Source organism: Pseudomonas shiyinii (assembly GCF_056725765.1).
Map to the genome: position 1 here is coordinate 1,594,562 of NZ_CM161522.1, position 25,758 is coordinate 1,620,319.

Below are 25,758 nucleotides of genomic sequence, written 5' to 3' on the forward strand. Positions count from 1 at the left end.
GGTGAACCCTCGAGCGGAGTGCTGGACTAATCTGAACACCTGAACCGCGTTGTCATCCATTTACCAAGGGGAGCTTCGGCACATGCAACTGGGAATCGTCGGGCTGGGCCGCATGGGCGGCAATATCGCGAGAAGGCTGATGCTCGCAGGGCACCGGACCGTGGTGCATGACCGTAACCGCGATGCGGTCGTGGCATTGGAGGGCGAGGGCGCCCAAGGGGCCCACGACCTGGGTGCCCTGGTACAGAAGCTCAAGGCTCCGCGCGCCGTGTGGGTGATGCTGCCGGCCGGCGAGCCCACCGAGCAGACCATCGCCCAGCTGGCCGAATTGCTGGAACCGGGCGACGCGATCATCGATGGTGGCAACACCTTCTACAAGGACGACATGCGCCGCGCCAGCGAACTGGCCAAGCGCGGCCTGCACTACCTCGACGTCGGCACCTCCGGTGGCGTGTGGGGCCTGGAGCGTGGCTACTGCATGATGATCGGCGGCGAGAAAGCCGTATTCGAGCGCCTGGAGCCGCTGTTCAAGGCCCTGGCTCCTGGCGTGGGCGACATCCCTCGGACCCAGGGCCGCGAAGGCGAGCATGGCCGCGCCGAGCATGGCTATATTCACGCAGGCCCCGCTGGCGCCGGGCACTACGTGAAGATGGTGCACAACGGCATCGAATACGGCCTGATGCAGGCCTACGCCGAAGGCTTCGACCTGCTGCGCAGCAAAGGCGGCCCGGAACTGCCCGAAGACCAGCGCTTCGACCTCGACGTGGCCGAGATCGCCGAAGTGTGGCGCCGTGGCAGCGTGGTCACCTCCTGGCTGCTCGACCTCACCGCCGATGCTCTGGTGGCCGACCCGCAGCTGGCACGCTTCAGTGGCTCGGTGTCCGACAGCGGGGAAGGCCGCTGGACCATCGACGCCGCCGTCGAACAGGCCGTGCCGGTGCCGGTGCTGTCCAGCGCGCTGTTCGCCCGCTTCCGTTCCCGCCAGCAGCAAGGGACCTACGGCGACAAGATCCTCTCGGCCATGCGCCTGGGCTTTGGCGGCCACGTCGAGAAAGGCAAATGAAGCCACAGAAGATTCCCGCTGCGCCGCCGTGCACCTTGTTCCTGTTCGGCGCCAACGGCGACCTGGTCAAGCGCCTGCTGATGCCGGCGCTGTACAACCTCAGCCGCGATGGCCTGCTGGACCGCAACCTGCGCATCGTCGGCGTTGACCACAACCCGGCCACCGCGCAGGCGTTCGCCGACCGCCTGCATGATTTCATGGCCGAGCGTGACAAGGGCGAAGGCGCCAACAAATGCCTGGATGACAAGCGCTGGGCACGCCTTGCCAAGCGCCTGGACTACCAGACCGGCGATTTCCTCGACCCCGCCACTTATGCGGCCATTGCCCGACGCATCGACAAGACCGCCCACGGTAATGCCATCTTCTACCTGGCCACCTCGCCGCGCTTCTTCCCCGAAGTGGCGCAGCGCCTGGGCGATGCCGGCCTGCTGGACGAGTCCGGCGGCGGCTTTCGCCGGGTCGTGGTGGAAAAGCCCTTCGGCACCGACCTGACCAGCGCCGAAGCCCTGAACGCCTGCCTGCTGGGTGTGATGACCGAGCGGCAGATCTACCGGATCGACCATTACCTGGGCAAGGAGACGGTGCAGAACATCCTGGTCAGCCGCTTCTCCAACGGCCTGTTCGAGTCGTTCTGGAACAACCACTACATCGACCATATTCAGATCACCGCCGCCGAAACCGTCGGCGTCGAGACCCGCGGTGCCTTCTACGACAACACCGGCGCCCTGCGCGACATGGTGCCCAATCACTTGTTCCAGTTGCTGGCGATGGTCGCCATGGAGCCCCCGGCCGCATTCGCCGCCGATGCCGTGCGCAGCGAGAAGGCCAAGGTGATCGGTGCCATCCGCCCCTGGTCGCAGAAGATGGCCCTGAAGAACTCCGTGCGCGGCCAGTACGTGGCCGGCAAGCAGGGCCGCAAGCGCCTGGCGGGTTACCGGCAGGAGCCAAACGTGGCCCCCGAGAGCCGCACCGAAACCTATGTGGCCTTGAAGGTGATGATCGACAACTGGCGCTGGGCCGGCGTGCCGTTCTACCTGCGCACCGGCAAGCGCATGAGCGTGCGCGACACCGAAATCGCCATCTGCTTCAAGCCCGCGCCCTATGCCCAGTTCCGCGAGTCGGAGCTGGAGCGGCCCAAGCCCAACTACCTGAAGATCCAGATCCAGCCCAACGAGGGCATGTGGTTCGACCTGCAGGCCAAGCGCCCCGGCCCTGAGCTGGTGATGGAGAATGTCGAGCTGGGCTTCGCCTACAAGGACTTCTTCCAGATGACCCCGGCGACCGGGTACGAGACGCTGATCTACGACTGCCTCACGGGCGACCAGACCCTGTTCCAGCGAGCCGACAACATCGAGAACGGTTGGCGCGCGGTGCAGCCGTTCCTGGATGCCTGGGCCAGCGGCGGCGAGGTCCATGAATACGCCGCCGGCGAAGACGGCCCTGAAGCGGGCAACGAGCTGCTTACGCGTGACAAGCGGGAGTGGCATACCTTGGGTTGAGGCGTCGCTCGTACCGCCCGATCGCGGGACAAGCCCACAGGGCGCCAGGCCTGTAGGAGCGGGCTTGTCCCGCGATCGGGGCGCATGGCGCCCCCGAATGCGCAGTCCAACAAAGGAGCCCCCATGCCAGCCCCGATCGAAGACTACGCCCTGCTGGGCAACTGCCGCAGCGCCGCCCTGGTCAGCCGCGATGGCTCACTGGACTGGCTGTGCCTGCCACGTTTCGATGCCCCGGCAGTCTTCGCCGCGCTGCTGGGCAACGAGGAAAACGGCCGTTGGCGCCTGGCTCCCTGCGACCTGGTGGAAACCACTCACCGGCGCTACCTCGACGATACCCTGATCCTGGAAACCACCTACACCACCGCCAGCGGTCGTGCCCGTGTCCTGGATTTCATGCCGCTGGGCGAGCACAGCGCCGTGGTCCGCATCGTCGAAGGCCTGGCCGGCGAAACCGGCTTCGAGATGGACCTGGTGCTGCGTTTCGACTACGGCCGCAGCGTGCCCTGGGTGGAAAGAATCGACCCGCTGACCCTGAGTGCCGTCGCCGGCCCAGACCGCCTCATCCTGCGCAGCACCGAGCCCGTCCATTCCCACGACCACCACAGCGTTTGCCGCTTCCGCGTCCACGCCGGCCAACGCCAGGTGTTCAGCCTGCGCCATCAGCTTTCGCACCTGCCCCCGCAGCCCGACTTCGATGTCGACCAGGCCTTGGAAAACAGCCATACCCAATGGCAGGCCTTCGCCGCCCGCTGCCCCGACGTCGGCCCCTGGACGCCCCTGGTCCGCCGCTCCCTGCTGACCCTCAAGGCCCTGACCTACGCCCCTACCGGCGGCATGGTCGCCGCCGCGACCACCTCCTTGCCCGAGCGCGTCGGCGGTGAGCGCAACTGGGACTACCGCTACTGCTGGCTACGCGACGCCACCATGACCCTGCTGGCGCTGATGAACCTCGGCTATTTCGACGAAGCCCAGGCCTGGCGCGAATGGCTGCTGCGCTCGGTGGCCGGCAACCCGGAACAGATGCAGATCATGTACGGCCTGGCCGGTGAGCGCGACCTGCCGGAATTCACCCTGCCGTGGCTCAGTGGCTACGAACAGTCCCGGCCCGTTCGCATCGGCAACGCCGCAGCCCAACAGCTGCAATTGGATATCTACGGCGAACTTGCCGACGCCATGACCCAGGCCATTCGCGGCGGCCTGCCCCGGCACCCGCGCAGCTCCGCCATCGCCCGCCTGATCCTGCCGTACCTGGAGCGCATCTGGCGCGAGCCTGACGAGGGTCTCTGGGAAGTGCGTGGCGGGCGGCAGCACTTCGTGCATTCCAAGGTCATGGCCTGGGTGGCCTTCGACCGCGCCGCGAGCCTTGCCGAAACCACCGAGGAGGACCGCGAGCGCGGGCGGCACTACCGGCAGGTAGCCGATGAGATTCACCGCGAAGTCTGCCAGCAAGGGCTCGACGCCAAACGCCAATGCTTCGTGCAGGCCTACGGCTCGAAGGAGGTGGACGCCAGCTTGCTGCAGATCGCCTTGACCGGCTTCCTGCCGGCGGAGGATCCCCGGTTCCTGTGCACGCTGGCGGAAATCGAAAAACGCCTGCTGCGCAACGGCTTGCTGCTGCGCTACGACAGCGACCGCTGCAGTGACGGGCTGACACCGGGGGAGGGAACGTTCCTGGTGTGCTCGTTCTGGCTGGCGGATGTGTACGTGCTGCTCGGCCGGCAGGAAGAGGCGCGGGCGCTGTATGAGCGGTTGGCGGGGCTGTGCAACGACGTCGGCTTGCTGGCGGAGCAGTACGACCCGGTGGGCAAGCGCATGCTCGGCAATTTCCCGCAGGCGTTCAGCCATATCGGCATCATCAATACCGCGCTGAACCTGCACCGGGCGCAGTGTCCAGTGCGCGATCGGGCGAATTGCAGCTGAACCTGCCGCACCGCCACTCACACACAAGGCTGGGGCAGCTCGACGGAACGACCCGGTTTCGCGTGTCGTCTGAACAGACAGGCATTCGAGGCCAGGAGTAGCCCCGCTCATGAACGTGCTCATCGGCTGTGCCGGTTGGAGCGTACCCAGCACCTATGCCGAGGTGTTTGCGCAGGCAGTCTGCCGGGCCGTGGCTGACCGACCTTCCATCGAGCTGATGCCTGTGGGGCAGTTCCCGGGCGAACGCCGTTGGGGTTATGACGGCGTGGCTTCGTGGGAGCTGGCGGAGCCTGCGATGGACCGCAAAGCGGCCTCTTGAGTCTGGAGGGGGCTCCACCGTTTGAGGGCTTGGGGCTGCTTTGCAGCCCATCGCAGGTTGTCGCCCCCACCGAGATTGCGCCGCTTTCAAGGCTTGCGAAATCCTCGTGGGAGATTACCCAGCCCTTCGGGCTGCGCTGTCGCGCAGAGAACAAGCGGCCAATGCTGCCCCAGTGGGAGCGGCGGTGCGGCGGTCCGACTTGTCCCGCGATCAAGGGCGAAGCCCTTGCCAGGCGACGGTGATATCGGGCCCGGCCTAATCGCGGGACAAGCCCACAGGGTGCCGCAAATCAAATGGTCATGCGTTGTTCTATGAGAGCCGGCTTGCCGGCGATGGGCCCAGCCTCAGCCAGCCAGGCTGGCGGTGTCGATCACGAACCGATACTTCACCTCGCCCCGCAGCATCCGTTCGTAGGCCTCGTTGATCTGCTCGGCACGCACCAGTTCGATATCCGCGACGATGCCATGCTCGGCGCAGAAATCGAGCATTTCCTGGGTCTCGGGAATACCGCCGATCATCGAACCGGCCAGGGTGCGGCGCTTCATGATCAGGTTGAAGACGTTGGGCGAGGAATGCGGCGAGGCCGGCGCGCCCACCAGGGTCATCGCCCCATCGCGCTTGAGCAGGACCAGGAACGCATCCAGGTCATGGGGCGCGGCGACCGTGTTGAGGATGACGTCGAAACTCTTGGCATGGGCGGCCATCTGCTGCGCATCACGCGACACCACCACCTCGTCGGCGCCCAGCGCCAGGGCCGCTTCGCGCTTGTGCTCGGATGTGGTGAACGCCACCACATGAGCACCCATGGCGTGAGCCAGCTTGATCCCCATGTGTCCCAGGCCGCCGATGCCGACCACGCCGACCTTCTTGCCGGGCCCGGCGTGCCAATGGCGCAGCGGCGAGTACGTGGTGATCCCCGCGCACAGCAGCGGCGCCACCGCGGCCAGTTGCGCCTCGGGGTGGCCGATACGCAGCACATAGCGTTCATGCACGACAATGGCCTCGGCGTACCCGCCCAACGTCCAGCCCGGCGCGTCCGGGGTCGGGAAGTTGTAGGTGCCGATCATGCCGTCGCAGTAGTTCTCCAGGCCTGCCTCGCAGTCATCGCAGTGCTTGCAGCTGTCGACGATGCAGCCCACACCGACCAGGTCGCCTGGTTTGAACGAGGCGACGTGGGCACCCACTGCCGTCACACGGCCGACGATTTCGTGGCCCGGGACGCAGGGGTAGTGCGTGCCTTCCCACTCGGAGCGCACCTGGTGCAGGTCCGAGTGGCAGATGCCGCAGAAGGCGATCTGGATCTGGACATCATGGGCGCCGGGTGTGCGGCGGGTGATGCGCAGCGGCTCCAGGGGTTGGTTGCCGGCGTGGGCACCGTAGGCATTGACTTGCATGGTATGACCCTCGTGAAGTTCGTGAGGGGCATTGTCCAGGTGGCAAGGCGCTGACCAGTAGCGTGATCCGCTGGATTGCTTGCCTGATCCTGTTGGGCATGCCAGTGCCTGGTGCCATGGGTTCAGTCCTTGACCACCGGCGCCAGGCAGTTGGTGATGCGCCAACCCATTCGTAACCGCCGGCTAGCGGGCCAAGGCTTCTCGGCTGTATTCCCCATCGACCAATCGCAGCAGGCCCAGTGGGTTGGCATTCTGCAGCGCGGGGGGGAGCAGTTCGTCGGGGTAGTTCTGGAAGCACACCGGCCGCAGGAACCGGTCGATGGCCAAGGTCCCCACGGAGGTGCCGCGGGCATCGGAAGTGGCGGGATAGGGGCCGCCGTGCACCATGGCATCGCAGACTTCCACACCGGTCGGGTAGCCGTTGAGCAACAGGCGGCCGACCTTTTCCTGCAACAGCTCACTCAACCAGCCGTGAGCCAGCAGTTCGGCGGGCTCGCCGATGAGGGTGGCGGTCAGCTGGCCGCGCAGGGCCTTGACCGCATCGACCAGTTGGGCCTGGTCTTGCACCTCGACCACCAGGGTCGCGGGGCCGAAAACCTCTTCCTGCAACAGGCCATCGCCTTCGAGCAGCAGGCTGACGTCGGCTTGGAACAGTTGTGGCTCGGCGTGTTGCGCACCCTGCGCCGCGCCTGCCAGGTGGCGGATGCCTGGGTGGGCGTGCAGGTGCTCCAGCGCTTGGCGGTAGCTGGCCAGGGTGCCGACATTGAGCATGGTCTGGGCCGGTTTGTCGGCTATCTGGGCCTTGAGCTGCTCGATGAAGGCGCTGAACGCAGGCGAGCGCAGGCCCAGGACCAAGCCTGGATTGGTGCAGAACTGCCCACAGCCGAGGGTGACCGAAGCGCTCAGTTCCTGGGCGATCGCCTCGCCGCGAACCTTCAGCGCAGCTGGCAGGACGATCACCGGGTTGATGCTGGACATCTCGGCGAACACGGGAATCGGCTGTGGGCGCTCGGCGGCCATGCGGCACAAGGCGCTGCCACCTTTGAGCGAGCCGGTGAAGCCAACCGCCTGGATCGCTGGATGCTTGACCAACCACTCACCGACACCGCTGCCATAGACCATGTTGAACACACCAGCCGGCATGGTGGTGCGTTCGGCTGCGCGCAGGATGGCATCGGCCACCCACTCGGCGGTGGCCATGTGGCCGCTGTGTGCCTTGAACACCACCGGGCAGCCAGCGGCCAGGGCCGATGCGGTGTCGCCGCCGGCGGTGGAGAAGGCCAAGGGGAAGTTGCTGGCGCCGAACACGGCGACCGGTCCGACGCCAATACGGTACTGGCGTAGGTCCGGGCGTGGTGCGGGCTGGCGCTCGGGCTGGGCGCGGTCGATACGTGCACCAAGGAAGTCGCCACGGCGCAGTACCTTGGCGAACAGGCGCATCTGCGCACTGGTCCGGCCGCGCTCACCCAGGATACGGGCACTGGGCAGCGCCGTTTCGCGGCACACGGTGGCGATGAAGTCGTCACCCAGGGCATCCAGTTCGTCGGCAATGGCGTCCAAAAACTCCGCACGTCTGCTTGCGGGCAGGTTGCGATAGCTCGGGAAGGCCGTGGCGGCTGCCTTGGCCGCGGCATCCGCCTCCGCTTCGGTGGCTTGGCTGAACCGGCCGGGCAAGGGTTCGCCGGTGGTGGCGTCCAGGCTCTGGAGCTGGATGCTGCCTTGGGCCGAGCGTTGGCCGCCGATGTAGTTGTGACCGAGGATCCGGGTCATGGAGGGGCTCCTGTAAGGGTAAACAAGAAGGTCAGGTGATGGCGCCGATCTGCCACGGCACGAACTCGTTCTGGCCATAGCCGTGCTGCTCGCTTTTGCTGCGTTCGCCCGAGGCAATGCGCAGCATCAGCCGATAGATGTGCTCGCCACGCTCCTCGATGGTCATGCTGCCGTCGGCAATACCGCCGCAGTTCACATCCATGTCTTCTTCCTGGGTCTCCCAAAGGCGCGTGTTGGTGGCCAGCTTGATCGAGGGGGAGGGCGCACAGCCGTAGGCCGAGCCACGTCCGGTGGTGAAGGCGATCAGGTTGGCACCACCTGCAACCTGGCCGGTGGCCGAGATCGGGTCGTAGCCGGGGGTGTCCATGAACACCAGGCCGTGGGCGCGCACCGGCTCGGCATACTCGTAGACGTCCATCAGGTCGCTGGAGCCGGCCTTGGCCACGGCGCCGAGGGACTTTTCCAGGATAGTGGTCAGGCCGCCGGCCTTGTTGCCGGCAGAAGGGTTGTTGTTCAGCTCGGCCCCCATGCGTTGGCAATAGGCCTCCCACCACTGGATGCGGGCGATCAGTTTCTCGCCGACGTGCTGGCTCACCGCACGGCGCGTCAGCAGGTGCTCGGCGCCATAGATTTCCGGGGTTTCCGACAGGATTGCAGTACCGCCAGCGGCCACCAGGCGGTCCACGGCATTGCCCAGGGCCGGATTGGCAGTGATGCCCGAATAGCCATCCGAGCCACCGCATTGCAGGCCTACGGTGAGGTGTCGCACGCTGACGGGCTGGCGTTCGACGCGGTTGGCCTCTTCGAGCAGCGATTCGACCTGGGCGATCCCGCTGGCAATGGTCTTGGACGTGCCGCCGGTGCCCTGGATGGTGAAGGTGCGCAGGGTGTTGCAACTTTCCAGGCCCTGGGCGGCAAGCAGGTCAGGGATCTGGTTGGTTTCGCAGCCCAGGCCGATCAGCAGCACTGCGGCGAAGTTGGCATGCACGGCGTATCCGCCCAGGGTCCGGCGCAGCATGGCCAACGCCTCGCCAGTGGGGTCGACAGCGCAACCGACGCCATGGGTCAGGGCGACCACGCCATCGACGTTGGGGTAGGGCGCCAGGGCTTCGGGGTGGATGTCGCGGCGGAAATGATCGGCGATGGCGCGAGCCACGGTCGCTGAGCAGTTCACCGAGGTCAGGATGCCGATGTAGTTGCGCGTGGCGACCCGGCCGTCCGGGCGTACGATGCCCATGAAGGTGTCTTCGGTGGGGGCCTGTACGCCCCGGGCATCGACGCCGAAGGCATAGTCGCGGGCGAAGTCGCCCATCGCCAGGTTATGCACGTGCACATGTTGTCCGGCCTCGATGGCCTGGCTGGCGAAGCCGATGATCTGCCCGTAACGGCGCAGCGGCTGGCCGGCCTCGAGGTCGCGGGCGGCCACCTTGTGGCCGGCGGGGATCGGTTCGAGCACCCGTACGCCTTCATCCAGGTGCAGGCCCTTGGGCAACGGCTGGCGAGCGATCAGCACGTCGTCCAGCGGGTTGAGTCGGATCACCGCATTGGCAGCGTTTTCACTGCCTGTCTTTGTAATCAGTTGCATGACATTCACCTCAAAGGGACGCGGCCATCAGGCCAGGCCGCGTTCGCGATAATCGATCAGGCCGGAGAACAGCATCAGGCCGAACGCCATGACCACGAAGAAGATCAGGGCCAGGAAGTACGAGCCGGTGAACTGCACGATCAGGCCGATCAGGATCGGGACCAGCACACCCACCATGTTGCCGCAGAAGTTCATGCTGCCGCCCAGCACGCCGGCCTTGGACTTGCCGCCGAGGATGGCCGGCAGGCACCAGTACATTCCGCACCAGCGAATGAAGAACAGTGCGACGCAGAGCAGGGCGATCACCTTCGCGGCATCCGGGGTATAGGCCACCAGCAGGATGCACAGGGCGGCCACGGCTGCCGAGCCTGCGAACATGCTGCGCATCACGGTGTTGGGCTGCCCGCCGTTGGTCTTCCACTTGTCGGCGATCCAGCCGCCGACCAGCTCGCCGACGAAACCGCACATGAAGATCAGGAAGGTCGCACCGCCCATGGCCTTGATGTCCAGGTCATGAGCCTTGTGCAGGTAGCTTGGCATCCAGGTCAGCAAGCCATAGAACACGCTGTTGTAGCAGGCATATCCTGCGAACATGCACAGTACCGAGCGGCTCTTGAGCAGCTCCTTGAGCACGGCCTTGCGGTTGCCGTTGTGCTTGCTGGCGGCTTCGTTGGCCTGGGTGATGTAGGACAGCTCGGCCGCGTTGACCTGCGGGTGTTCGCTTGGGTGGTTGCGGATATACCACCAGGCCCAGATACCCACCACGATGGTGCCGACGCCGGCGATGATGAACGCGATGCGCCAGGAGTCGAACCAGGTGATCAGGCCCGCGATGATGATCGCGCCGAGCGCCGTGCCCAGCGGGGCACCACCATCGACCAAGGTCGCCCCGCGACCGCGTTCGTTCGGCGTCAGCCAGGCGCCGTTGAGCTTGGCACCTGCCGGCATGATCGGCGACTCGGCTACGCCCAGGCCGACTCGGGTGATCAGCAGGGTGATCCAGTGATGGGCAAAGCCGCCCAGCGCCTGGAAGGCTCCCCAGCCGACCGTGGCCACGCCGATGATGTTGCGCACCTGGAAACGGTCCAACAGCATGCCGCTGGGGATCTGCATCAAGGCGTACGACCAGAAGAAGGCGCTGAGTATCAGGCCTTCCAGCGCCGGGGTCAGTTCGAACTCGGCTGAAATCAACGGCAAGGCTACCGACAGCGAAGCCCGGTCGATGTAGTTGATGGCGGCCAGCAACAGCAGGATCAGGAAGATCCGCCAGCGTACGCTGGTCGGGCGGGTGCTGTCGGCACTGGCCACGGTCGATGTGGAGGCCGCCGTGCAAGGGCTGTTCTTCATGCTCATCTCTCTTTTATGGTTGTTATGAAATGCCGGGGCGGCGCGGCCATGCACCGCCGTCGGGTCAGAGCGACGTCACCTCTCCGGGTGCGAAGGTCGCTGGCGCCAGGGCAATGCCGTTGCGCAGCGGGGCGCCGAATTCCGGCAGGCTGATTTCGAAGACATCGCCGGCGGCCGTCCTGACCTGATCGGCGAACGACAGGGTCGCGGTGCCGAAGAAGTGAATGTGGACATCGCCAGGGCGCAGGAACTGCGCGTACTTGAAGTGGTGATACTCCAGGTTTTCCAGGGAGTGGCACATGTTGTCCTCGCCACTGAGGAACGCCTTTTCCCAGATGACATCATCGCCCCGGCGGATCCGGCTGACGCCATTCAGGTGGCGGGGCAGCTCGCCGATGCGCAGCTCCGGGCCGAACGAGCAGTTACGCAGTTTGGAATGCGCCAGGTACAGGTAGTTGCGCCGCTCCATCACGTGGTCGGAAAACTCGTTGCCGATGGCGAAGCCCAACCGGTAGGGCCGGCCATCAGCGCCGATGACATAGAGCCCGGCCAGCTCAGGCTCCTCGCCTGCATCTTCGGCAAAGGGCGGGCTCTGGAAGGCCTGGCCTGGGCGCACGACGATCGAACCGTCACCCTTGTAGAACCATTCAGGCTGCACGCCGACGGTGCCAGGGGTAGGGCGCCCCCCTTCGATACCCCATTGGAAGATGCGCGCTGTGTCGGTCAGGGCGGCGGCATCGTCGATTTTCTGCTGATGCATCTTGTCGCGTGTCGAGGCGCTGCCCAGATGGGTCAGGCCGGTGCCGCTGACCAGGCAATGGGCGGGGTCTTCGTGGTCCAGCGGTGGCAGTACCCGGCACGCCTCCAGAAGCTGGGCGTAGCGCTCATCATAGCTGTGCAGGCCTCGTGCGATGACTTCCGCGCTCAGGCTGCGCTGGTTGCCAATGGCCGCCAGGGCCAATTCGCGCATGTGGGTGGTATTGCTCACGACCTGGATCACGTCGCCTTCCACCACGCCGACATGGCGCTGGGCATGGACGGTTTCGAATTGGATCAGACGCATGCTGGCTCCTGGTTGTTCTTGTGAGGATCAAGTGCTGGCCACTTTATTTCTCCCTGTCGATGCTGCCTAATGAGAGCTGCTGACACCGCGATAACTTTTAGTGATCCCCTATGCTCCCATCCTTGACTTCCATGGCTTCGCGCCTTCGGCTCCGTCAGTTACGTTTGCTGATCAGCCTCGATGAACTCGGCTCGATCCACAAAGCGGCCGAGGCGATGTCCATTACCCAGCCTGGAGCGACCAAGGCGCTCAACGAGATCGAGTCGACGCTCGGCGCGGTGCTGTTCGACCGCACCAGCAAGGGGCTGGAGGCTAATGATTTGGGGCGTTGCGTGGTGCGCTACGCACGCTTGATCAACACCGACCTTGCCCACCTGCGCGAAGAGATGCTGGGGATCCTCCAGGGGCACGGCGGGCGCCTCTCGGTAGGCACCATCATGGGCGCGGTGCCGATGCTGGTGGAGGGGCTGGCGAGCTTGCGCGAGGCTCAGCCGGACCTGTCGGTCACCGTCGTCGAGGACACCAGCGACCGTTTGCTCAGCCTGCTCGACCAGGGCCGGCTGGACGTGGTGATCTGCCGGACCAGCGTCAGCCGCCGCCCGGCGGCGTATGAAAGCCGGGTCAAGCACCAGGAACAACTCGTGCTGGTAGCCAACCCGGCGCATCCTCTGGCCGGCAGCCAATCGCTGAACTTGTCGCAACTGACCGACTCGCGCTGGGTGGTATTTCCTGTGAACATGCCCTTGCGCCTGACACTCGAGCGCGAGTTTCGCGAGGCCGGGTTGAGCTTCCCGCAGTACCCCATCGAAACCTCTTCGACCTTCACGACCTTGTCGATGCTGAGGCAGGATGCCGGTCTGCTCGCCGTCATGCCGTGGGATGTGGCCAAGGTGGCCGTGGACCATGGCATGCTGGTGCGTCTGCCGTTGCAGCTGATATCACGCAGTGAGCCTTACGAAGTGGTTACCCGACGAGGTGTCGAATTGAGCAGCCCCGCCCGGCTGCTCATCGATATCCTGATGGCATGAACCTGGAGCGGGAAGACCATGTGGCAGTTTGATCCGGTATCGTTGAGGCTCTTCATCGCTGCGTGCGAGGAAGGCAGTATCGCTGCGGCGGCAACGCGTGAGTTCATTGCGCCTTCAGCGGTGAGCAAGCGCATCTCGGACATCGAGTCGGCCTTTGCCACCGCACTGTTGGTACGCAGCAAGAAAGGCGTGGCGCCAACGCCGGCAGGGCAGGCCTTGCTCCGCCATGCGCGCAAGTTCATGCGCGACATCGAGCGCCTGCAGGGCGAGTTGAGCGAATATGCCGAGGGCGCTCGCGGACATGTGCGGGTGCTGGCCAACGTGTCATCGCTCATGGAGTTCCTTCCCGAGGAGCTTGCCCGCTTTCTGGCCGAGAACGAGCATATCCAGGTCGATGTCGAGGAACGCTTCAGCTCGGATGTGGTACGCGGTATCGAGGAAGGGCATGCCGACATCGGTATTTGTCGCCAATCCACGGCTGAAGGGGACCTTGAGTTTCATCCGTACCGTACCGACCATCTTTCGGTGGTGGTCAACACCCGCCATCCCCTGGCCGGGCGCGAAAGCATCAGCTTCGTGGAAACACTGGATTTTCATCACCTCAACATTTCCGCTTTTTCCACCCTCGGCACCCAGATGCAGAAACTGGCCCGTGCCGCGGGCAAGGATCTGCAATACCGGACGTGCGTCTCGTCCTTCGATGCGGCCCTTCGCCTGGTGGAAGCAGGCATGGTGCTGGCCATCTTTCCGCAGGAGGCGGTGGCGCGTTATGTCGAATTGTTCGGGCTGCGGGTCATTCCTCTGACCGATGATTGGGTGCGTGGCCAATTCGTGATCTGTGTCCGGGATAGCGCCAGCCTTTCGCTCGCGGCCAAACGCCTGCTTGACCATCTGCTGGCCGCACCGGCCTGCGCATAGGGTTTATCCATCTCCAACGCAGATGGTTGGCCCCGTCAAAAACGTCTTTTCGGCATCTCCCGGGCTACTTAGGCTGGCGGCAATTCCTCTTTCCGGGTAACTGCATGAACACCCTGGTGCTGAATGAAGTCGGTATGCGCGACGGGCTGCAGAGCCTTCGCAGCATCATGCCCACCGCAGCGAAGCGAAAATGGATCGACACGGCCTATGAGGCGGGTGTGCGGTACATGGAGGTCGCGTCGTTCGTTCCGGCGAAGCTGTTGCCGCAAATGGCCGATGCCGCTGAAGTGGTGGCCCATGCTCTGACGTTCCCGGACCTTACGGTCACTGTGCTGGCGCCGAACCTGCGCGGCGCTCAGGACGCGCTTGCCTCGGGCGCTCATCGCATCATGGTGCCGGTGTCCGTCAGTGCGGCCCACAGTCAGGCGAACGTGCGTTGCACCCCTGAGCACATGGTGGAGACGTTCGCCCGCATGTGCGAGTTGCGCGACCAGGCCGGGCACCCGGTGACGATGATCGCCGGCATGTCGACGGCGTTCGGCTGCACCCTGCAAGGCCATGTCCCCCTCGACGACCTGCTGGCATTGACCTCAAAGGTCCTGCTCGCCGGTTGTGACGCCGTCTCCCTGGCCGATACCACCGGCTATGCCACGCCCGGCCAAGTCGCACAGACCCTGCAGGCGGTGCGAGCCATCGCGGGCGACAAGCTGCAGTCGGCCCATTTTCACGATACCCGCGGGCTGGCCCTGGCCAACGCCTTGGTCGCCGTGCAGCACGGTATCGCAGAGCTGGATGCGTCGCTGGGCGGTATTGGCGGATGCCCATTCGCCCCTGGCGTTTCGGGCAATGCAGTCACCGAGGACCTGGTGTTCATGCTCCAAGGCATGGGTGTGCGCACCGGTATCGATATCGAACGGTTGCTGGTGTGTCGGGCGCTCGTGCAGTCAGCGCTGCCTGGCGAACAGTGGTATGGCCATATCGCTCGCGCTGGCCTGCCCAGACAGGTTCAAAGCCTTGCTTGATTCCACTAGGGCATGAATGTTTGTAACGGAGTCCATCGCATGTCAACGCTACCGCTTGAGGGTATCCGCGTCATCGAGCTGTCCCACATGGTGATGGGGCCTGCCTGTGGCATGGTATTGGCCGACCTGGGCGCTGAGGTGATCAAGGTAGAGCCGGTCAAAGGGGACGGTACGCGGCACCTTCCCGGGGCCGGCGCGGGTTTTTTCAGGATATTCAACCGCAACAAGAAAAGCCTTGCCGTCGACCTGGACAGCGAGGCCGGCCGAGAGGCGGTCCTTGCCCTGGTCGACACCGCCGACGTATTCATCGAGAACTTCAAGCCTGGGCGCATGGGCCAGCTCGGGCTGGACCATGACACACTCCGCGCACGCAATGCCGAGCTGATATACGTCTCCCACAAGGGTTTCCTGAAAGGGCCTTACGAGAATCGCCTGGCCTTGGATGAAGTCGTGCAGATGATGGGCGGTCTCGCCTACATGACAGGCCCCGTGGGGCAGCCATTGCGAGCGGGAAGCTCGGTGAACGACATCATGGGCGGTATGTTCGGTGCGATCGGCGTATTGGCGGCCTTGCACGAGCGCAGCCGAACGGGAAGAGGCAAGGAGATCCACAGCGCCCTGTTCGAGAACTGCGTACTGCTCAGTGCCCAGCACATGCAACAGTACGCCGTGACCGGACACGCCCCGGCGCCGATGCCCAGCAGGATCAGTGCATGGTCGATCTACGACGTTTTCAGCTTCGCAGGCGGTGAACAGATGTTCGTTGCGGCGACCGGTGACGGACAATGGTCAGCCCTGTGCAAGGTCCTGGGGCAGGAGGCGCTGCTGGGCGACCCCAGCCTGGCGAGCAATACGGCGCGTGTTGAGCAGCGCCCCCGCTTGCTGGCCCATCTTGCCGAGGTCTTCGCCACCTTGGATGCGAAGGCACTGGCTGTCGAACTGGAGCGTAATGGCATTCCATTCGCAGCGATTCGCCGGCCTGAAGAGCTGTTCGATGATCCTCACCTGAAGGCAAGCGGTGGATTGGCGCCCTTGCAGCTGGATGACGGCGCCCAGACCGTGGTGCCGTTGTTGCCATTGAGCTTCGATGGGGGGCGTTTCGGGCCACGTCTACCCTTGGCGCGCGTGGGCGAGCATACCGTAGAAGTTCTGCAAGGCCTCGGCTATGACGCTGCCCGGATCGAGCGGCTGCGGGCGGCGGGGCTCTGCAGGATGGTGGACGAACGCGATGCGCCACAAACCTGAGCGTGCCCCAATGAGCTGATGGTACAGCCAACGTTCAGTACGTTCCCTTACATCATGCAAGGAAAGGAGGGCGTATTGCCTTCTCATCTCCAACAACTAGAAGAACCGGAGAAACCAATGGTCACGGTTACCAATGCTTCGGCCAACCATGCCTCGAACGAGGATCAGCTCAAAGAGTTGCTGCTCTACCGTCGTGTGGCTTGGCGTATCGTCCCGCTAGCGATCATCTGTTTCCTGTTTTCCTATTTCGACAGGATCAACATCAGCTTCGCCAAGGCGCAGATGCAAGCTGAACTGGGCCTGAGCGATACGGCCTATGGCCTGGCCGCAAGCATGTTCTTCGTCGGTTACGTATTGTTCGAGGTGCCCAGTGGCCTTGGCTTGAGAAAGTACGGTGCGCCCGCGTGGATCTGTCGCATCATGATCTCCTGGGGGCTGGCGACGGCTGCACTGGTGTTCGCCTACTCGCAATACACCTTGTATTTCCTACGCTTTCTCATCGGGGTCATGGAGGCGGGGTTTGGACCGGCCATTCTTTTCTACATGGCATGCTGGTTCCCGAAGAAGCAGTTGGCCAGCATCAACGGTATCTGGTTTCTCGCCATTCCCCTGTCGGGCGCCATTGGTGCACCGCTCGCTGGGCTTGTGCTCAATGGCATGGACGGTTTCCTCGGCTTGGCGGGTTGGCATTGGCTGTTCGTGCTCTCGGGCCTGCCGTGCTGCTTGATGGGGCTTGTCGTCCTCTGGAAACTGGACCGCGACATCCAGTCCGCCAAATGGCTTTCCCAGGACGAAAAGGATCTGCTGGAGAAGAACGTGGGCGTCGGGCGCGAGAACGTGCCTGCAAGCCACGCTTCGTTTTGGCGGGTGCTGGTGACGCGCGAGGTGGCTGTGTTCGCGTTCGTCTATTTCGGCATCAAGATGGCCAGCTATGGCCTTAACTTCTGGATGCCACACCTGATCGCCCAGTCCGGCGTCAAGGACATGCTCTATGTGGGCGTGCTGACGGCCTTGCCCTACGCTGTCGCATGTGTGGGAATGGTCTGGATGACACGCCGTTCCGATCGCACGGGAGACCGCAAGACCTACCTGCTGCTGTGCATGCTCGCCTCGACGGTTGGCTATATCCTGGCCTGCTGGTTCTTCGACAACCCCGTGATGCTGATGACTGCGTTGGTGCTTGCCACTGCCGGGTCGTTCATCGCGATACCGATCTTCTGGTGCCTGCCGCAATCGACGTTCTCCGGAATCGCTATCGCCAGTGCCGTGGCGGCGGTCAATTCCGTGGGGCAACTGAGCGGGATGATCGCGCCGGCCATGGTGGGTTTCATCAACGACCTCACGGGGCAGACCTACATGGGCATGTTGGCGATCGTGCCGGTGCTGATTGCCAGTTGCTATGTCATTGCCCGCTACGTGCGCGACCCGGCACAGAGTGGCTCGAGGTCGGTGTGAAGTGCTGGGTGGGTGATCGAAAAAGGGGTATGCCCTAATGCCAGTCAGCCTTGTCGGCTGCACGTGGGGCTGCTTCGCAGCCCATCGCCGGCAAGCCGGCTCCCACTGTGACAGTGCCGTTCTCGAGGCTGGCGTGTTACTTGTGGGAGCCGGCTTGCCGGCGATGAGCGTGCAGCGCCCCGCGTCATTAACCGACAGACACTGAAAGGCACGATGGCGCGCGAAGCCTCGCCATCGTGCCTTGTCTTCAAAGCGTCTCGCCGACCGTCTTGGCGGTGACTTTGTTGCGCCCTCCGAGCCAGACCAGCAGCAGGCCACCCGCTGCCAGCAAGCCACCGGCGACCGGTACTGCGGCGTAGCCGAGGTTCAGGCTGATGACCCCACCACCCAGTGCCGCGCCCACGGCGTTGCCGAGGTTGAAGGCACCCACGTTGATCGAGGAGGCCAGGCCCGGGGCTTCGGCGGCAGCGATCATCACGCGCATCTGCAGGGGCGGTACCACGGCGAAGGTGAACACACCCCATACCAGCAGGGCCAGGGCGGCGCCGACGTGGGTGCCGAGCACCAGCGGCATCAGCACCATGATCAGGGCCAGCACGCCGAGGAAGATACGCGCCGAGCCGTCCAGCGACCAATCGGCCAGGCGCCCGCCCAGGCTGTTGCCCAGGGTGAAGCCGACGCCGATCAGCACCAGGCCCAGGGTGACGAAGCTGTCCGAAGCACCGGTCAGTTCGGCGAGCACCGGGGCCACGTAGGTATACAGGGTGAACATGGCGCCGGCACCGAGCACGGTGGTGGCCATGGCCAGCAGGACGTTCGGCCGGGCGATCACGGCCAGTTCACGGCGTACATGGGGCACGCTGCCGCGTTCACCCTTGGGCAGGGCATACCACAGCGCGGCCATGGCCAGGATGCCGAGCACTGCGGTACCGGCGAAGGCCAGGCGCCAGCCGACCTGCTGGCCGATCCAGGTGGCGGCGGGCACGCCGCCGATATTGGCGATGGTCAGGCCCATGAACATGGTGGCGATGGCGCTGGCCTGCTTCTCGCGAGGGACCACGCTTGCGGCCACCACCGCACCCAGGCCGAAGAAGGCGCCGTGGTTGAGGCTGGTGATCAGGCGCGAGGCCAGCAGGGTGCCGTAGCCTGGCGAGAGGGCCGAGAGCAGGTTGCCCAGGGTGAAGATGGCCATCAGCGCGATCAGCGCGCCGCGCTTGCCGAAGCGGCTGAACAGCAAGGTCATGATCGGTGCGCCGACCATTACGCCGACGGCGTAGGCGGTGACCAGCATGCCGGCGCTAGGGATGCTGACATCCACCCCTTCGGCGATGACGGGCAGCAGGCCCATGGGGGTGAATTCAGTGGTGCCGATGCCGAAGGCGCCGATGGCCAAGGCTAGCAGGACGTGTCCGGGTTTCATTGCATAGGCTCCTTCGAGCGTTGCGAATTAGGTAGGTGCGCAGTATGGCGGGGGCAGGGGGTGGGATTAAGTCACGATTGCGCTAATGACCTTTGATCTGGAGTCATTAATAGAGGGGAGGGGCGGAGGGGGAACTGGAGCTTGTGTAGATCGGGGCTGCGCTGCAGCCCATCGCGGGACAAGCCCGCTCCTACAGGAGGGCGTTTTCAGCCTGCGGGAGCGGTTGGAGCGTTCAGTCGTGGTGCTTGTGCTTATGCTTGTGCTTGTGTTTCTTGCCGGAGTTGTGGCTGCCGTGGTGGTCGTCGTCATCGGCCATGCTATTGCCGATGGCGCTGCCTGCCGCACCGCCGAGACCGGCACCGATGGCGCCGCCGGTGGAACCACCGACCTTGTTGCCGATCACCTGGCCGCCGGCCGCGCCGAGGCCGCCACCAATCGCTGCCTCGGTCTTCTTGCCATGCTTGGCCGACACTGCACCGCCTGCCGCACCGCCCACACCGGCACCGATCGCGGCACCTGTGCTGCCGCCGATCGCCTGGCCGACCACGCTACCCAGGGCACCGCCGACACCGCCGCCGACAGCGGTATTGGTGGTTTCACCGGCGAGGGCGTAGGGGGCCGACATCAAGGTGAACAGTGCAATTACAGGAAAGGACTTACGCATTTTCTATCAATCTCTGGATGGAACGAAGGTGCGAAGTCTGCTGGGTGCGAGGGGGGCGGTCAATGGAAGCTTGTCGGGGAGCCTGGTTCAGGGCCACTGTGTGGCCCATCACAGGGCAACGGCTATTTGAAACTCAGTGGATAGCCACCGGGTTGATGTTGACCTGGGTCGAGCCCTTGTACAGCGGCTGGCCCAGCACGAACAGGAACTCGTAGGCCTTGTCACGCACCAGGGCACGGGTGTCGATCAGCTCCAGGTTGTAGATGCCGCGCTTGGCCAGCATGAACTGGTTGACCGGGAACTCTTCGCCGGTGGGGTTGGGGTAGACCTCCGAGGCCCAGGTGTCGCCGCCGAAGGCTACGATGCCCTGGTCGGCCAGCCACTGGGCGGCCGGCAGGTCGATGCCGGGCTCGGTGGCGAGGAACTGCTGGTTGTCCTTGCCGATCAGTTCCAGCCAGCCGGTGTTGAACAGCACCACGTCGCCTTTGCGCAGGGTGATGCCTTGCTTCTTCAGCACAGCCTTGACGTCATCGACGGTGAACGAAGTGCCGCCCGGTACGATGGCCTTGCCGTAGTAGGCGGTCATGTCCAGCACTACGCCGCGGGTGACCATCGGCGGAACCTTCTCGACCCCAAGCTTGGTCACGCCTTCGACGGTGACGAAATCGGCGGCCTTGTTGCCGTTGTAGTAGACGTTGTCGATACCGATGTGGCCAATGCCGTTGAGCTGGGTGCCGACGCCAGTCCAGCCGTTGACCAGCTCGTCGTTGAAGCTGAACTTGTTCTTGCCCAGGGTCTGGCCGGCCTGTTCGCCGGGCTGGATGTTGTAGAGGTGGAAGCTGCGGTGGCGGAAGGCAGGCAGGTCCTTGCTCACAGGCACGGCGAGAGGGTAGGTCTTGCCGGTCTTGACCAGGCCGACGGCTTGTTTGACCACTTCGGGGGTGAGCAGGTTGGCCGCGCCGATCTCATCGTTGTGGCCATAGGGGGATTGCTGCCAGTCGGCGGCCAGGGCGACCTGGGTGGTGGCGGCCAGGGCAGTGGCGAGCAGCAGGGGTTTGAAATAGTTCATCGGGTTTCTCCTGAAAGCGGTGTGATGTCAGGAGCCGATTCTGGGCGGGGACGGGTGGGGGAAAAAGCGGGTCGGGGGACAATGACATTTGTTCTGGGAACAAAGATGAGCGCTTGATCATGGAGTGGGGGGCGCTTTTGGCGCCCCCATTCGCGGGGCAAGCCCGCTCCTACAAGGGCCCGACAGCAGGCCGAGGCGGTCACTCGAGCGTGGCCACCCACTTCCCGGAGGAGCTGCCTTCCTTGAGCTGGCGCAGCGCCGCCGGCAGCGTTTCGAAGGCAAAGTCCAGGCGCTGCGGGGGCAGCAGTTGACCCTCGGCAACCTTCTGCAGCAAACGCTCACCGGCCACCTTCAAGGCCTGGCGATCGACCAGGCGGCCATGGGCGTGGATGCTGTTGAGGGCCACTTCATGCAATGAGATCGCCGTGCTGAAGGCAGGCAACGGCGCGTTTTCCTGGCGATCCTGAATGCATACCAGGTGGCCGTTGTAACCCAGTAGGTGGGCCAGGCTCGCGGCATGGGCGCCACTGACGGTGTCGAACAGCGCATGCAGCGGGCGCTCGCCCAGGGCGGCCTGCAGGTGTGCCTGCCAGTCGCCGTTGCGGTAGTCGAATACCCCGACCACACCCAGGGCCTTGAGGCGGGCGTGGTGCTTCTCGCCCGCCGTGGCCCAGACCCGCAGGCCCTGCTGCACGGCGAGCTGGACGAGATAGAACGCCACCGCGCCGCCGGCACCGATCACCAGCACATCGCGGGAGGCGCCGTCGGCGACCTTGGCCAGGGCCTGCCAGGCAGTGAGCGCGGGGCAGGGCACGGCAGCCGCAGCGGCGATGTCCAGGTTGGCCGGGATGTGCATCACCAGGCTGGCATCGAGCAGGCAGTATTCGGCAAAGCTGCCATCGCGAGACAGCGACTGGTGGTAGGCGACGCGGGCGCCCATTGGCAGGTCGACCCCGTCACCGACGGCAGCGACGACTCCGGCGCCGTCCACACCCGGCACGGTGCCCTGGTGCCAGTCGGCATGGCCCCATTCGCAGATTTTCCAGTCCACCGGGTTGAGGGCGATGGCACGGTTGGACACCAGCACTTGGCCAGGGCCGGGTTGGGGCACGGGTTTGTCGATGAGTGCCAGGCCGTCCAGGCCGGCGCCCGGGGTCCAGCCCCAGGTACGATGAGTGGTGGGCATGGGTAATCCTCTTGGCAGCAAGAGGGGAAGGGTAACGAGGTGCAGCGAGGGGAAACAGCGGGGGTCGGGCAAAGGTGTATTGAACACAGGTCATCAATGGCCAGGGGCCGCGGCGCGGCCCCTGGGTGTCCCTCAACCCAGGCTCTTGGCCAGGGCCTGGAGGCCACCTTCATAGATGCCCTTGAACAGCGCCACGGCTTCGTCGTCGCTCACGCCGACCGGGGTGAACTCCCCCAGCCATTCCACCAGGCTGCCCTGGCCGTCAGCCTTGACACGCAGGGTCGACAGGTAGCCGGTCACCGGGAACGGGCTGGTCAGGATCGAGTAGCTGTAGCTGCGCTGCGTTTCATCGAAGGCCATCAGGCGCTCGACGATGCTGTTGCCGTCCGGGTCTTTCAGCGAGCGCACGCGGCCGCCTTCGCTGGACAGGCTTTCAGGGATGAACGGCAGCCAGTCGGGCAGGCTGTCGAAGCCGCCGATCAGGGCCCAGACGTGTTCAGGGCTGTGGTTGGTTTTCAGGGAAGCGTAGGCGTTTGCCATGATGGAAATCTCCAGTTGAATTCAGATAGCGAGGCTGTCGACCACACCGCCGTCGACCCGCAGGGCGGCGCCGGTGGTAGCGGAGGAGTAAGGGGAGGCGAGGTAGACCACCAGGTGGGCGACTTCGTCGACGTCGGCGGCACGCTGGATGATCGAGCTCGGGCGCGCGGTGCGCACGAAGTTGTCCGCCTCGTCACGGATGCTACGGCCGGAGGCCTTGGCGGCATCGGCGACCAGGGCGGCGACGCCGTCGGTCATGGTCGGGCCAGGTAGCACCGCGTTGACGGTGACGCCAGTGCCGGCCAGGCGCTTGGCCAGACCATGCGATACCGCCAGGTTGGCAGCTTTGGTGACGCCGTAGTTGATCATATCCGCCGGGATGGCGATGCCCGATTCGGAGGAGATGAACAGGATCCGACCCCAACCTTTCTCGACCATGCCCGGGGCATAGTGACGGGCCAGGCGTACGCCGGAGAGTACGTTGGTGTCGTAGAAGCGGGCCCACTCGCTGTCGGGGACTTCGAAGAAGTCGACATCGTCATAGATGCCCAGGTTGTTGACCAGAATGTCGGCCTTGGGGTGGGCGGCGAACAAGGTGTCGGCACCGGCGGCGGTGCCCAGGTCGGCGACCACGCCGTGAACCTGGCCACGCCCACCTTGGGCGCGCAGTTCGGCAAGGGCGGCATCTACCGATTTCTGGCTACGGCCGGCGATGACCACGTCGGCATGGGCGCGGGCCAGGCCGCGGGCGATGGCCAGACCAATACCGCCGGTCGAGCCGCTGATGATGGCGGTACGTCCGCCGAGGTCGATGTTCATGGAATGGCTCCTGTGGATGAGTTGCATCGATGGGAGCCATGCTAGTGACGCGCGCCAAGACTGTAAAAGACATAATTCGACTGAGTTCAGACCTCTGCGGTCTTTTCTGCCAATGCCAGCACCTGCTCACGGAAAATCCCCACAATAGGTCGCAGGTCCACTTGGTGCCAGGCCGCCCACAGCTTCACGCAAGGCCGGAACCAGTCCAGCTCGCGCAGCACCACGGTCGGGCCGGCGCTGGTAGAGAGGCTGCTTTGCACCATGGCCAGGCCAAGGCCTGCGGAGACCAGGCCGAGTACGCTCAGCGGGTCGGAGGCTTCCAGCGCCAGGCGCGGGGTGAAGCCGGCATCGCCGCAGCGGGCGATGAAGTCGTCACGTTTGTTGATCTGGTCCGGTTGGCCGCCAGTGATGATCCACTCCTGTTCATGCAGGTCGGCGGGCGTGAGTGTGGCCTTGGCCGCCAGCGGGTGCGCGGCGGGGATGGCCAGCAGCATCGGGTCGTCCAGCACCGACTGGGCGCGCAGATCAGGGTCGTGTTCGGGGGGCGGTTCGCAGACCAAGGCAATGTCTATGCTGCGCTGGCGCAGGCCTTCGAACTGCTCGCGCGGGGTCATGTTGTACAGGACGATGTGGATCTGCGGGCGCTCGCTGCGGATCGCCCGCACCGCCCCCGGCAGCACGCCGGCGTGGATGGCATGGTTGACATAGCCGATGCACAGGCCGCCTTCCTCGCCACGGCCCAGACGCTTGCCCAGCGACTCCAGGCGCTCGGCATGCTTGAGCAGGCCGCGGGCTTCGGAAAGAAAGGTACGCCCGTCGTTGGTCAGGAACAGCCGCTGGTTGCGACGCTCGAACAGGGCCAGGCCCAGGTGCTCTTCCAGCTGGGCGATCTGCCGGCTCAGGGGAGACTGCGAGATATGCAGCTGCTCGGCGGCGCGGCCGACGTTTTCACATTCGGCGACGGCGACGAAGTAGCGCAGTTGACGTAGATCCTGCATAAGACCTCCAGGGGCTTAACTTTTGCAAATTATGCTCGTTGAGGTCTGGGTCTGCCAGCGCTTTGCACGGGCTGCTGCAGGTGTGGATCACCCTGTGGGAGCGGGCTTGTCCCGCGATTAGGCCGGGCCCGATATCACCGTCGCCTGGCAAGGGCTTCGCCCTTGATCGCGGGACAAGCCCGCTCCCACAGGTGGCCGCTTGTTCTCTGCGCGCCAGCGCAGCCCGAAGGGCTGGGTAATCTCCCACCGAGATTGTGCCGCTCTCAAGACTTGCGAGGTCCCTGTGGGGGCGGCTGGTGGAGGGTTCGGTTAATCGCCCAGCGGTACGAGCCGCCCATCGCGCCCCATGTGGTAACGCTGCAGGTCCTTGGCCAGGATCAGGTTGCCGCTGTAGTGCGCCATCGCCTCGGCGCGCACATCTTCGATGGACGGGCTGCGCCGCGGGTTGGGCTGGTAGCGCGCACTGAAGTGCGTGAGCACCAGGTTGCCGATGCCGGCCGCCTCTGCGAACTGCGCCACGGCCGCAGCGGTGCTGTGGCCGAAGGTCACCTGGGTGCGCTCGACGATCGGCTGGGTGAAGGTCGCTTCGTGCACCAGCACATCCACGTCCTGGGCGACGTCTGCGAGCAATTGCGGGGTGTCGTTGTCGCCACAGACGATGATCCGCCGTGGCGGGCGCGACGGGCGCAGGTAGTCCAGGGCGTTCAGTACGCGGCCTTCATGCTGCACCGGGTTGCCGTGGGCCAGCTCGCCCCACAATGGGCCGCGGGGGATGCCGTCGGCCTCCAGGCGCGCGATGTCCAGGCGTGGTTCGGGGTTGATCTCGGTGAACACGAAACCATGGCTGGGTACCCGGTGCGACAGCGGCACGGTGCTGACCTGGATATTGTCGTTGCGCCAGGTGCCGAGGTCTTCGAGGGCCAGCAGGCGCAGTTCGAATGGCAGGTAGGTGTGGCTGACGGCCAGGCCCAGGCGCAGCCAGTCGTGCAGTGCGGCAGGCAGGATCAGGTCCAGTGGCTGGGTGCGCCCGGACATGCCGGCACTGGCCAGCAGCCCCGGCAAGCCGAAGCAATGGTCGCCATGCACGTGGGTGATGAACACGCCGCGCAGGTCGCGGATCGACAGGGAGGTATGCAGCAGCTGGTGCTGGGTGGCCTCGCCGCAGTCCACCAGGTACCAGTGGCTGCCCGTGGCTTCGATGACGGCGGTGCCGGTGACATTGCGGGCCTTGGTGGGCACGCCGGCGGAAGTGCCCAGAAACTGCAGGTCCATGGGCTGGCTCCTTTGCGGGTCGCAGGTCGGGTTATTGTACGACCATGCGCATGGGCAGGAAGTCAGTCGTTGTCGGTGTTGGCCCTATCGCCGGCAAGCCGGCTCCCACAGGTATGGCGGTGTCTTTGAAATAGCGCAATACAGGTGGGAGCCGGCTTGCCG

The 25,758-nt window shown here is 64.9% G+C and carries 22 protein-coding genes; 9 read left to right on the forward strand and 13 right to left on the reverse strand.

The features are described 5' to 3' along the window. Positions 1–82 precede the first annotated feature (82 nt). The 4 genes from gnd to ACXHGZ_RS07380 all read left to right on the forward strand — a co-directional run bounded on the left by gnd (position 83) and on the right by ACXHGZ_RS07380 (position 4,801). A complete protein-coding gene (gene gnd / locus ACXHGZ_RS07365; RefSeq protein WP_480463082.1) occupies positions 83–1,063 on the forward strand; it encodes a phosphogluconate dehydrogenase (NAD(+)-dependent, decarboxylating) in 981 nt (326 codons plus the stop codon). Continuing rightward, positions 1,060–2,562 (forward strand): glucose-6-phosphate dehydrogenase, encoded by a 1,503-nt coding sequence (gene zwf / locus ACXHGZ_RS07370; protein ID WP_480463083.1) that lies wholly within the window; start codon positions 1,060–1,062, stop codon positions 2,560–2,562. The genes gnd and zwf overlap by 4 nt, the downstream gene beginning before the upstream one ends. Before the next feature lie 123 nt (positions 2,563–2,685). After that, entirely contained in the window at positions 2,686–4,482 is a 1,797-nt protein-coding gene (locus ACXHGZ_RS07375; RefSeq protein ID WP_480463085.1) for a glycoside hydrolase family 15 protein, read from the forward strand. A gap of 109 nt (positions 4,483–4,591) precedes the next feature. Beyond that, a complete protein-coding gene (locus ACXHGZ_RS07380; protein ID WP_480463086.1) occupies positions 4,592–4,801 on the forward strand; it encodes a hypothetical protein in 210 nt (69 codons plus the stop codon). A gap of 344 nt (positions 4,802–5,145) precedes the next feature. On the opposite strand, the gene ACXHGZ_RS07385 is transcribed toward ACXHGZ_RS07380, so the two are convergent. The 5 genes from ACXHGZ_RS07385 to araD1 all read right to left on the reverse strand — a co-directional run bounded on the left by ACXHGZ_RS07385 (position 5,146) and on the right by araD1 (position 11,960). After that, a complete protein-coding gene (locus tag ACXHGZ_RS07385) occupies positions 5,146–6,195 on the reverse strand; it encodes an NAD(P)-dependent alcohol dehydrogenase (RefSeq protein ID WP_480463088.1) in 1,050 nt (349 codons plus the stop codon). 183 nt (positions 6,196–6,378) lie between these two features. After that, positions 6,379–7,965, reverse strand: coding sequence for an aldehyde dehydrogenase (NADP(+)) (locus ACXHGZ_RS07390; protein ID WP_480463089.1), 1,587 nt, complete (start codon positions 7,963–7,965; stop codon positions 6,379–6,381). 31 nt (positions 7,966–7,996) lie between these two features. Further along, positions 7,997–9,550 (reverse strand): UxaA family hydrolase, encoded by a 1,554-nt coding sequence (locus ACXHGZ_RS07395; RefSeq protein ID WP_480463091.1) that lies wholly within the window; start codon positions 9,548–9,550, stop codon positions 7,997–7,999. A 27-nt stretch (positions 9,551–9,577) separates the two neighbouring features. Beyond that, on the reverse strand, positions 9,578–10,903 hold the full coding sequence (locus tag ACXHGZ_RS07400) for an MFS transporter (protein ID WP_480463093.1): 1,326 nt from the start codon (positions 10,901–10,903) through the stop codon (positions 9,578–9,580). Positions 10,904–10,961: 58 nt separating this feature from the next. Continuing rightward, positions 10,962–11,960, reverse strand: coding sequence for an AraD1 family protein (gene araD1, locus ACXHGZ_RS07405; protein ID WP_084855761.1), 999 nt, complete (start codon positions 11,958–11,960; stop codon positions 10,962–10,964). A 110-nt stretch (positions 11,961–12,070) separates the two neighbouring features. On the opposite strand from araD1, the gene ACXHGZ_RS07410 reads away from it, so the two are divergent. From ACXHGZ_RS07410 to ACXHGZ_RS07430, 5 genes are all read left to right on the forward strand, one after another. Then, positions 12,071–12,988 (forward strand): LysR family transcriptional regulator, encoded by a 918-nt coding sequence (locus ACXHGZ_RS07410; protein ID WP_480463095.1) that lies wholly within the window; start codon positions 12,071–12,073, stop codon positions 12,986–12,988. An 18-nt stretch (positions 12,989–13,006) separates the two neighbouring features. Further along, on the forward strand, positions 13,007–13,906 hold the full coding sequence (locus tag ACXHGZ_RS07415) for a LysR family transcriptional regulator (protein ID WP_480463097.1): 900 nt from the start codon (positions 13,007–13,009) through the stop codon (positions 13,904–13,906). Between the two features lie 104 nt (positions 13,907–14,010). After that, entirely contained in the window at positions 14,011–14,928 is a 918-nt protein-coding gene (locus ACXHGZ_RS07420) for a hydroxymethylglutaryl-CoA lyase (protein WP_480463099.1), read from the forward strand. Positions 14,929–14,967: 39 nt separating this feature from the next. Next, positions 14,968–16,173: a CaiB/BaiF CoA transferase family protein gene (locus ACXHGZ_RS07425; RefSeq protein ID WP_480463101.1), complete on the forward strand. Its 1,206-nt coding sequence runs from the start codon at positions 14,968–14,970 to the stop codon at positions 16,171–16,173. 75 nt (positions 16,174–16,248) lie between these two features. Further along, complete coding sequence (locus tag ACXHGZ_RS07430; protein WP_480463103.1) at positions 16,249–17,628, forward strand: MFS transporter; 1,380 nt, start codon at positions 16,249–16,251, stop codon at positions 17,626–17,628. A 247-nt stretch (positions 17,629–17,875) separates the two neighbouring features. Here ACXHGZ_RS07430 and ACXHGZ_RS07435 read toward each other — a convergent pair whose 3' ends face one another. The 8 genes from ACXHGZ_RS07435 to ACXHGZ_RS07470 all read right to left on the reverse strand — a co-directional run bounded on the left by ACXHGZ_RS07435 (position 17,876) and on the right by ACXHGZ_RS07470 (position 25,596). Then, positions 17,876–19,048, reverse strand: a complete 1,173-nt coding sequence (locus tag ACXHGZ_RS07435; protein WP_480463105.1) for an MFS transporter — start codon at positions 19,046–19,048, stop codon at positions 17,876–17,878. Between the two features lie 232 nt (positions 19,049–19,280). Continuing rightward, positions 19,281–19,712: a YMGG-like glycine zipper-containing protein gene (locus ACXHGZ_RS07440; RefSeq protein WP_480463107.1), complete on the reverse strand. Its 432-nt coding sequence runs from the start codon at positions 19,710–19,712 to the stop codon at positions 19,281–19,283. Between the two features lie 133 nt (positions 19,713–19,845). Continuing rightward, on the reverse strand, positions 19,846–20,781 hold the full coding sequence (locus ACXHGZ_RS07445; RefSeq protein WP_084855753.1) for a cyclase family protein: 936 nt from the start codon (positions 20,779–20,781) through the stop codon (positions 19,846–19,848). A gap of 199 nt (positions 20,782–20,980) precedes the next feature. Further along, positions 20,981–21,967: a zinc-binding dehydrogenase gene (locus ACXHGZ_RS07450; RefSeq protein ID WP_480463109.1), complete on the reverse strand. Its 987-nt coding sequence runs from the start codon at positions 21,965–21,967 to the stop codon at positions 20,981–20,983. A gap of 132 nt (positions 21,968–22,099) precedes the next feature. Then, the gene (locus tag ACXHGZ_RS07455; RefSeq protein ID WP_084855751.1) at positions 22,100–22,507 is read right to left on the reverse strand and encodes an SRPBCC family protein; all 408 of its coding nucleotides are present in this window, start codon (positions 22,505–22,507) and stop codon (positions 22,100–22,102) included. A gap of 21 nt (positions 22,508–22,528) precedes the next feature. Beyond that, on the reverse strand, positions 22,529–23,326 hold the full coding sequence (locus tag ACXHGZ_RS07460) for an SDR family NAD(P)-dependent oxidoreductase (RefSeq protein WP_084855750.1): 798 nt from the start codon (positions 23,324–23,326) through the stop codon (positions 22,529–22,531). Positions 23,327–23,412: 86 nt separating this feature from the next. Next, a complete protein-coding gene (locus tag ACXHGZ_RS07465) occupies positions 23,413–24,324 on the reverse strand; it encodes a LysR substrate-binding domain-containing protein (protein WP_084855749.1) in 912 nt (303 codons plus the stop codon). Between the two features lie 309 nt (positions 24,325–24,633). After that, on the reverse strand, positions 24,634–25,596 hold the full coding sequence (locus ACXHGZ_RS07470) for a ribonuclease Z (protein ID WP_480463111.1): 963 nt from the start codon (positions 25,594–25,596) through the stop codon (positions 24,634–24,636). Between the last annotated feature and the right edge of the window lie 162 nt (positions 25,597–25,758).

Bases quoted from the DNA above. Each gene is read 5' to 3' on its own strand.
- gnd (WP_480463082.1), top strand. From the start codon at position 83: ATGCAACTGGGAATCGTCGGGCTGGGCCGCATGGGCGGCAATATCGCG.
- zwf (WP_480463083.1), top strand. From the start codon at position 1,060: ATGAAGCCACAGAAGATTCCCGCTGCGCCGCCGTGCACCTTGTTCCTG.
- ACXHGZ_RS07375 (WP_480463085.1), top strand. From the start codon at position 2,686: ATGCCAGCCCCGATCGAAGACTACGCCCTGCTGGGCAACTGCCGCAGC.
- ACXHGZ_RS07380 (WP_480463086.1), top strand. From the start codon at position 4,592: ATGAACGTGCTCATCGGCTGTGCCGGTTGGAGCGTACCCAGCACCTAT.
- ACXHGZ_RS07385 (WP_480463088.1), bottom strand. From the start codon at position 6,195: ATGCAAGTCAATGCCTACGGTGCCCACGCCGGCAACCAACCCCTGGAG.
- ACXHGZ_RS07390 (WP_480463089.1), bottom strand. From the start codon at position 7,965: ATGACCCGGATCCTCGGTCACAACTACATCGGCGGCCAACGCTCGGCC.
- ACXHGZ_RS07395 (WP_480463091.1), bottom strand. From the start codon at position 9,550: ATGCAACTGATTACAAAGACAGGCAGTGAAAACGCTGCCAATGCGGTG.
- ACXHGZ_RS07400 (WP_480463093.1), bottom strand. From the start codon at position 10,903: ATGAGCATGAAGAACAGCCCTTGCACGGCGGCCTCCACATCGACCGTG.
- araD1 (WP_084855761.1), bottom strand. From the start codon at position 11,960: ATGCGTCTGATCCAATTCGAAACCGTCCATGCCCAGCGCCATGTCGGC.
- ACXHGZ_RS07410 (WP_480463095.1), top strand. From the start codon at position 12,071: ATGCTCCCATCCTTGACTTCCATGGCTTCGCGCCTTCGGCTCCGTCAG.
- ACXHGZ_RS07415 (WP_480463097.1), top strand. From the start codon at position 13,007: ATGTGGCAGTTTGATCCGGTATCGTTGAGGCTCTTCATCGCTGCGTGC.
- ACXHGZ_RS07420 (WP_480463099.1), top strand. From the start codon at position 14,011: ATGAACACCCTGGTGCTGAATGAAGTCGGTATGCGCGACGGGCTGCAG.
- ACXHGZ_RS07425 (WP_480463101.1), top strand. From the start codon at position 14,968: ATGTCAACGCTACCGCTTGAGGGTATCCGCGTCATCGAGCTGTCCCAC.
- ACXHGZ_RS07435 (WP_480463105.1), bottom strand. From the start codon at position 19,048: ATGAAACCCGGACACGTCCTGCTAGCCTTGGCCATCGGCGCCTTCGGC.
- ACXHGZ_RS07440 (WP_480463107.1), bottom strand. From the start codon at position 19,712: ATGCGTAAGTCCTTTCCTGTAATTGCACTGTTCACCTTGATGTCGGCC.
- ACXHGZ_RS07445 (WP_084855753.1), bottom strand. From the start codon at position 20,781: ATGAACTATTTCAAACCCCTGCTGCTCGCCACTGCCCTGGCCGCCACC.
- ACXHGZ_RS07450 (WP_480463109.1), bottom strand. From the start codon at position 21,967: ATGCCCACCACTCATCGTACCTGGGGCTGGACCCCGGGCGCCGGCCTG.
- ACXHGZ_RS07455 (WP_084855751.1), bottom strand. From the start codon at position 22,507: ATGGCAAACGCCTACGCTTCCCTGAAAACCAACCACAGCCCTGAACAC.
- ACXHGZ_RS07460 (WP_084855750.1), bottom strand. From the start codon at position 23,326: ATGAACATCGACCTCGGCGGACGTACCGCCATCATCAGCGGCTCGACC.
- ACXHGZ_RS07465 (WP_084855749.1), bottom strand. From the start codon at position 24,324: ATGCAGGATCTACGTCAACTGCGCTACTTCGTCGCCGTCGCCGAATGT.
- ACXHGZ_RS07470 (WP_480463111.1), bottom strand. From the start codon at position 25,596: ATGGACCTGCAGTTTCTGGGCACTTCCGCCGGCGTGCCCACCAAGGCC.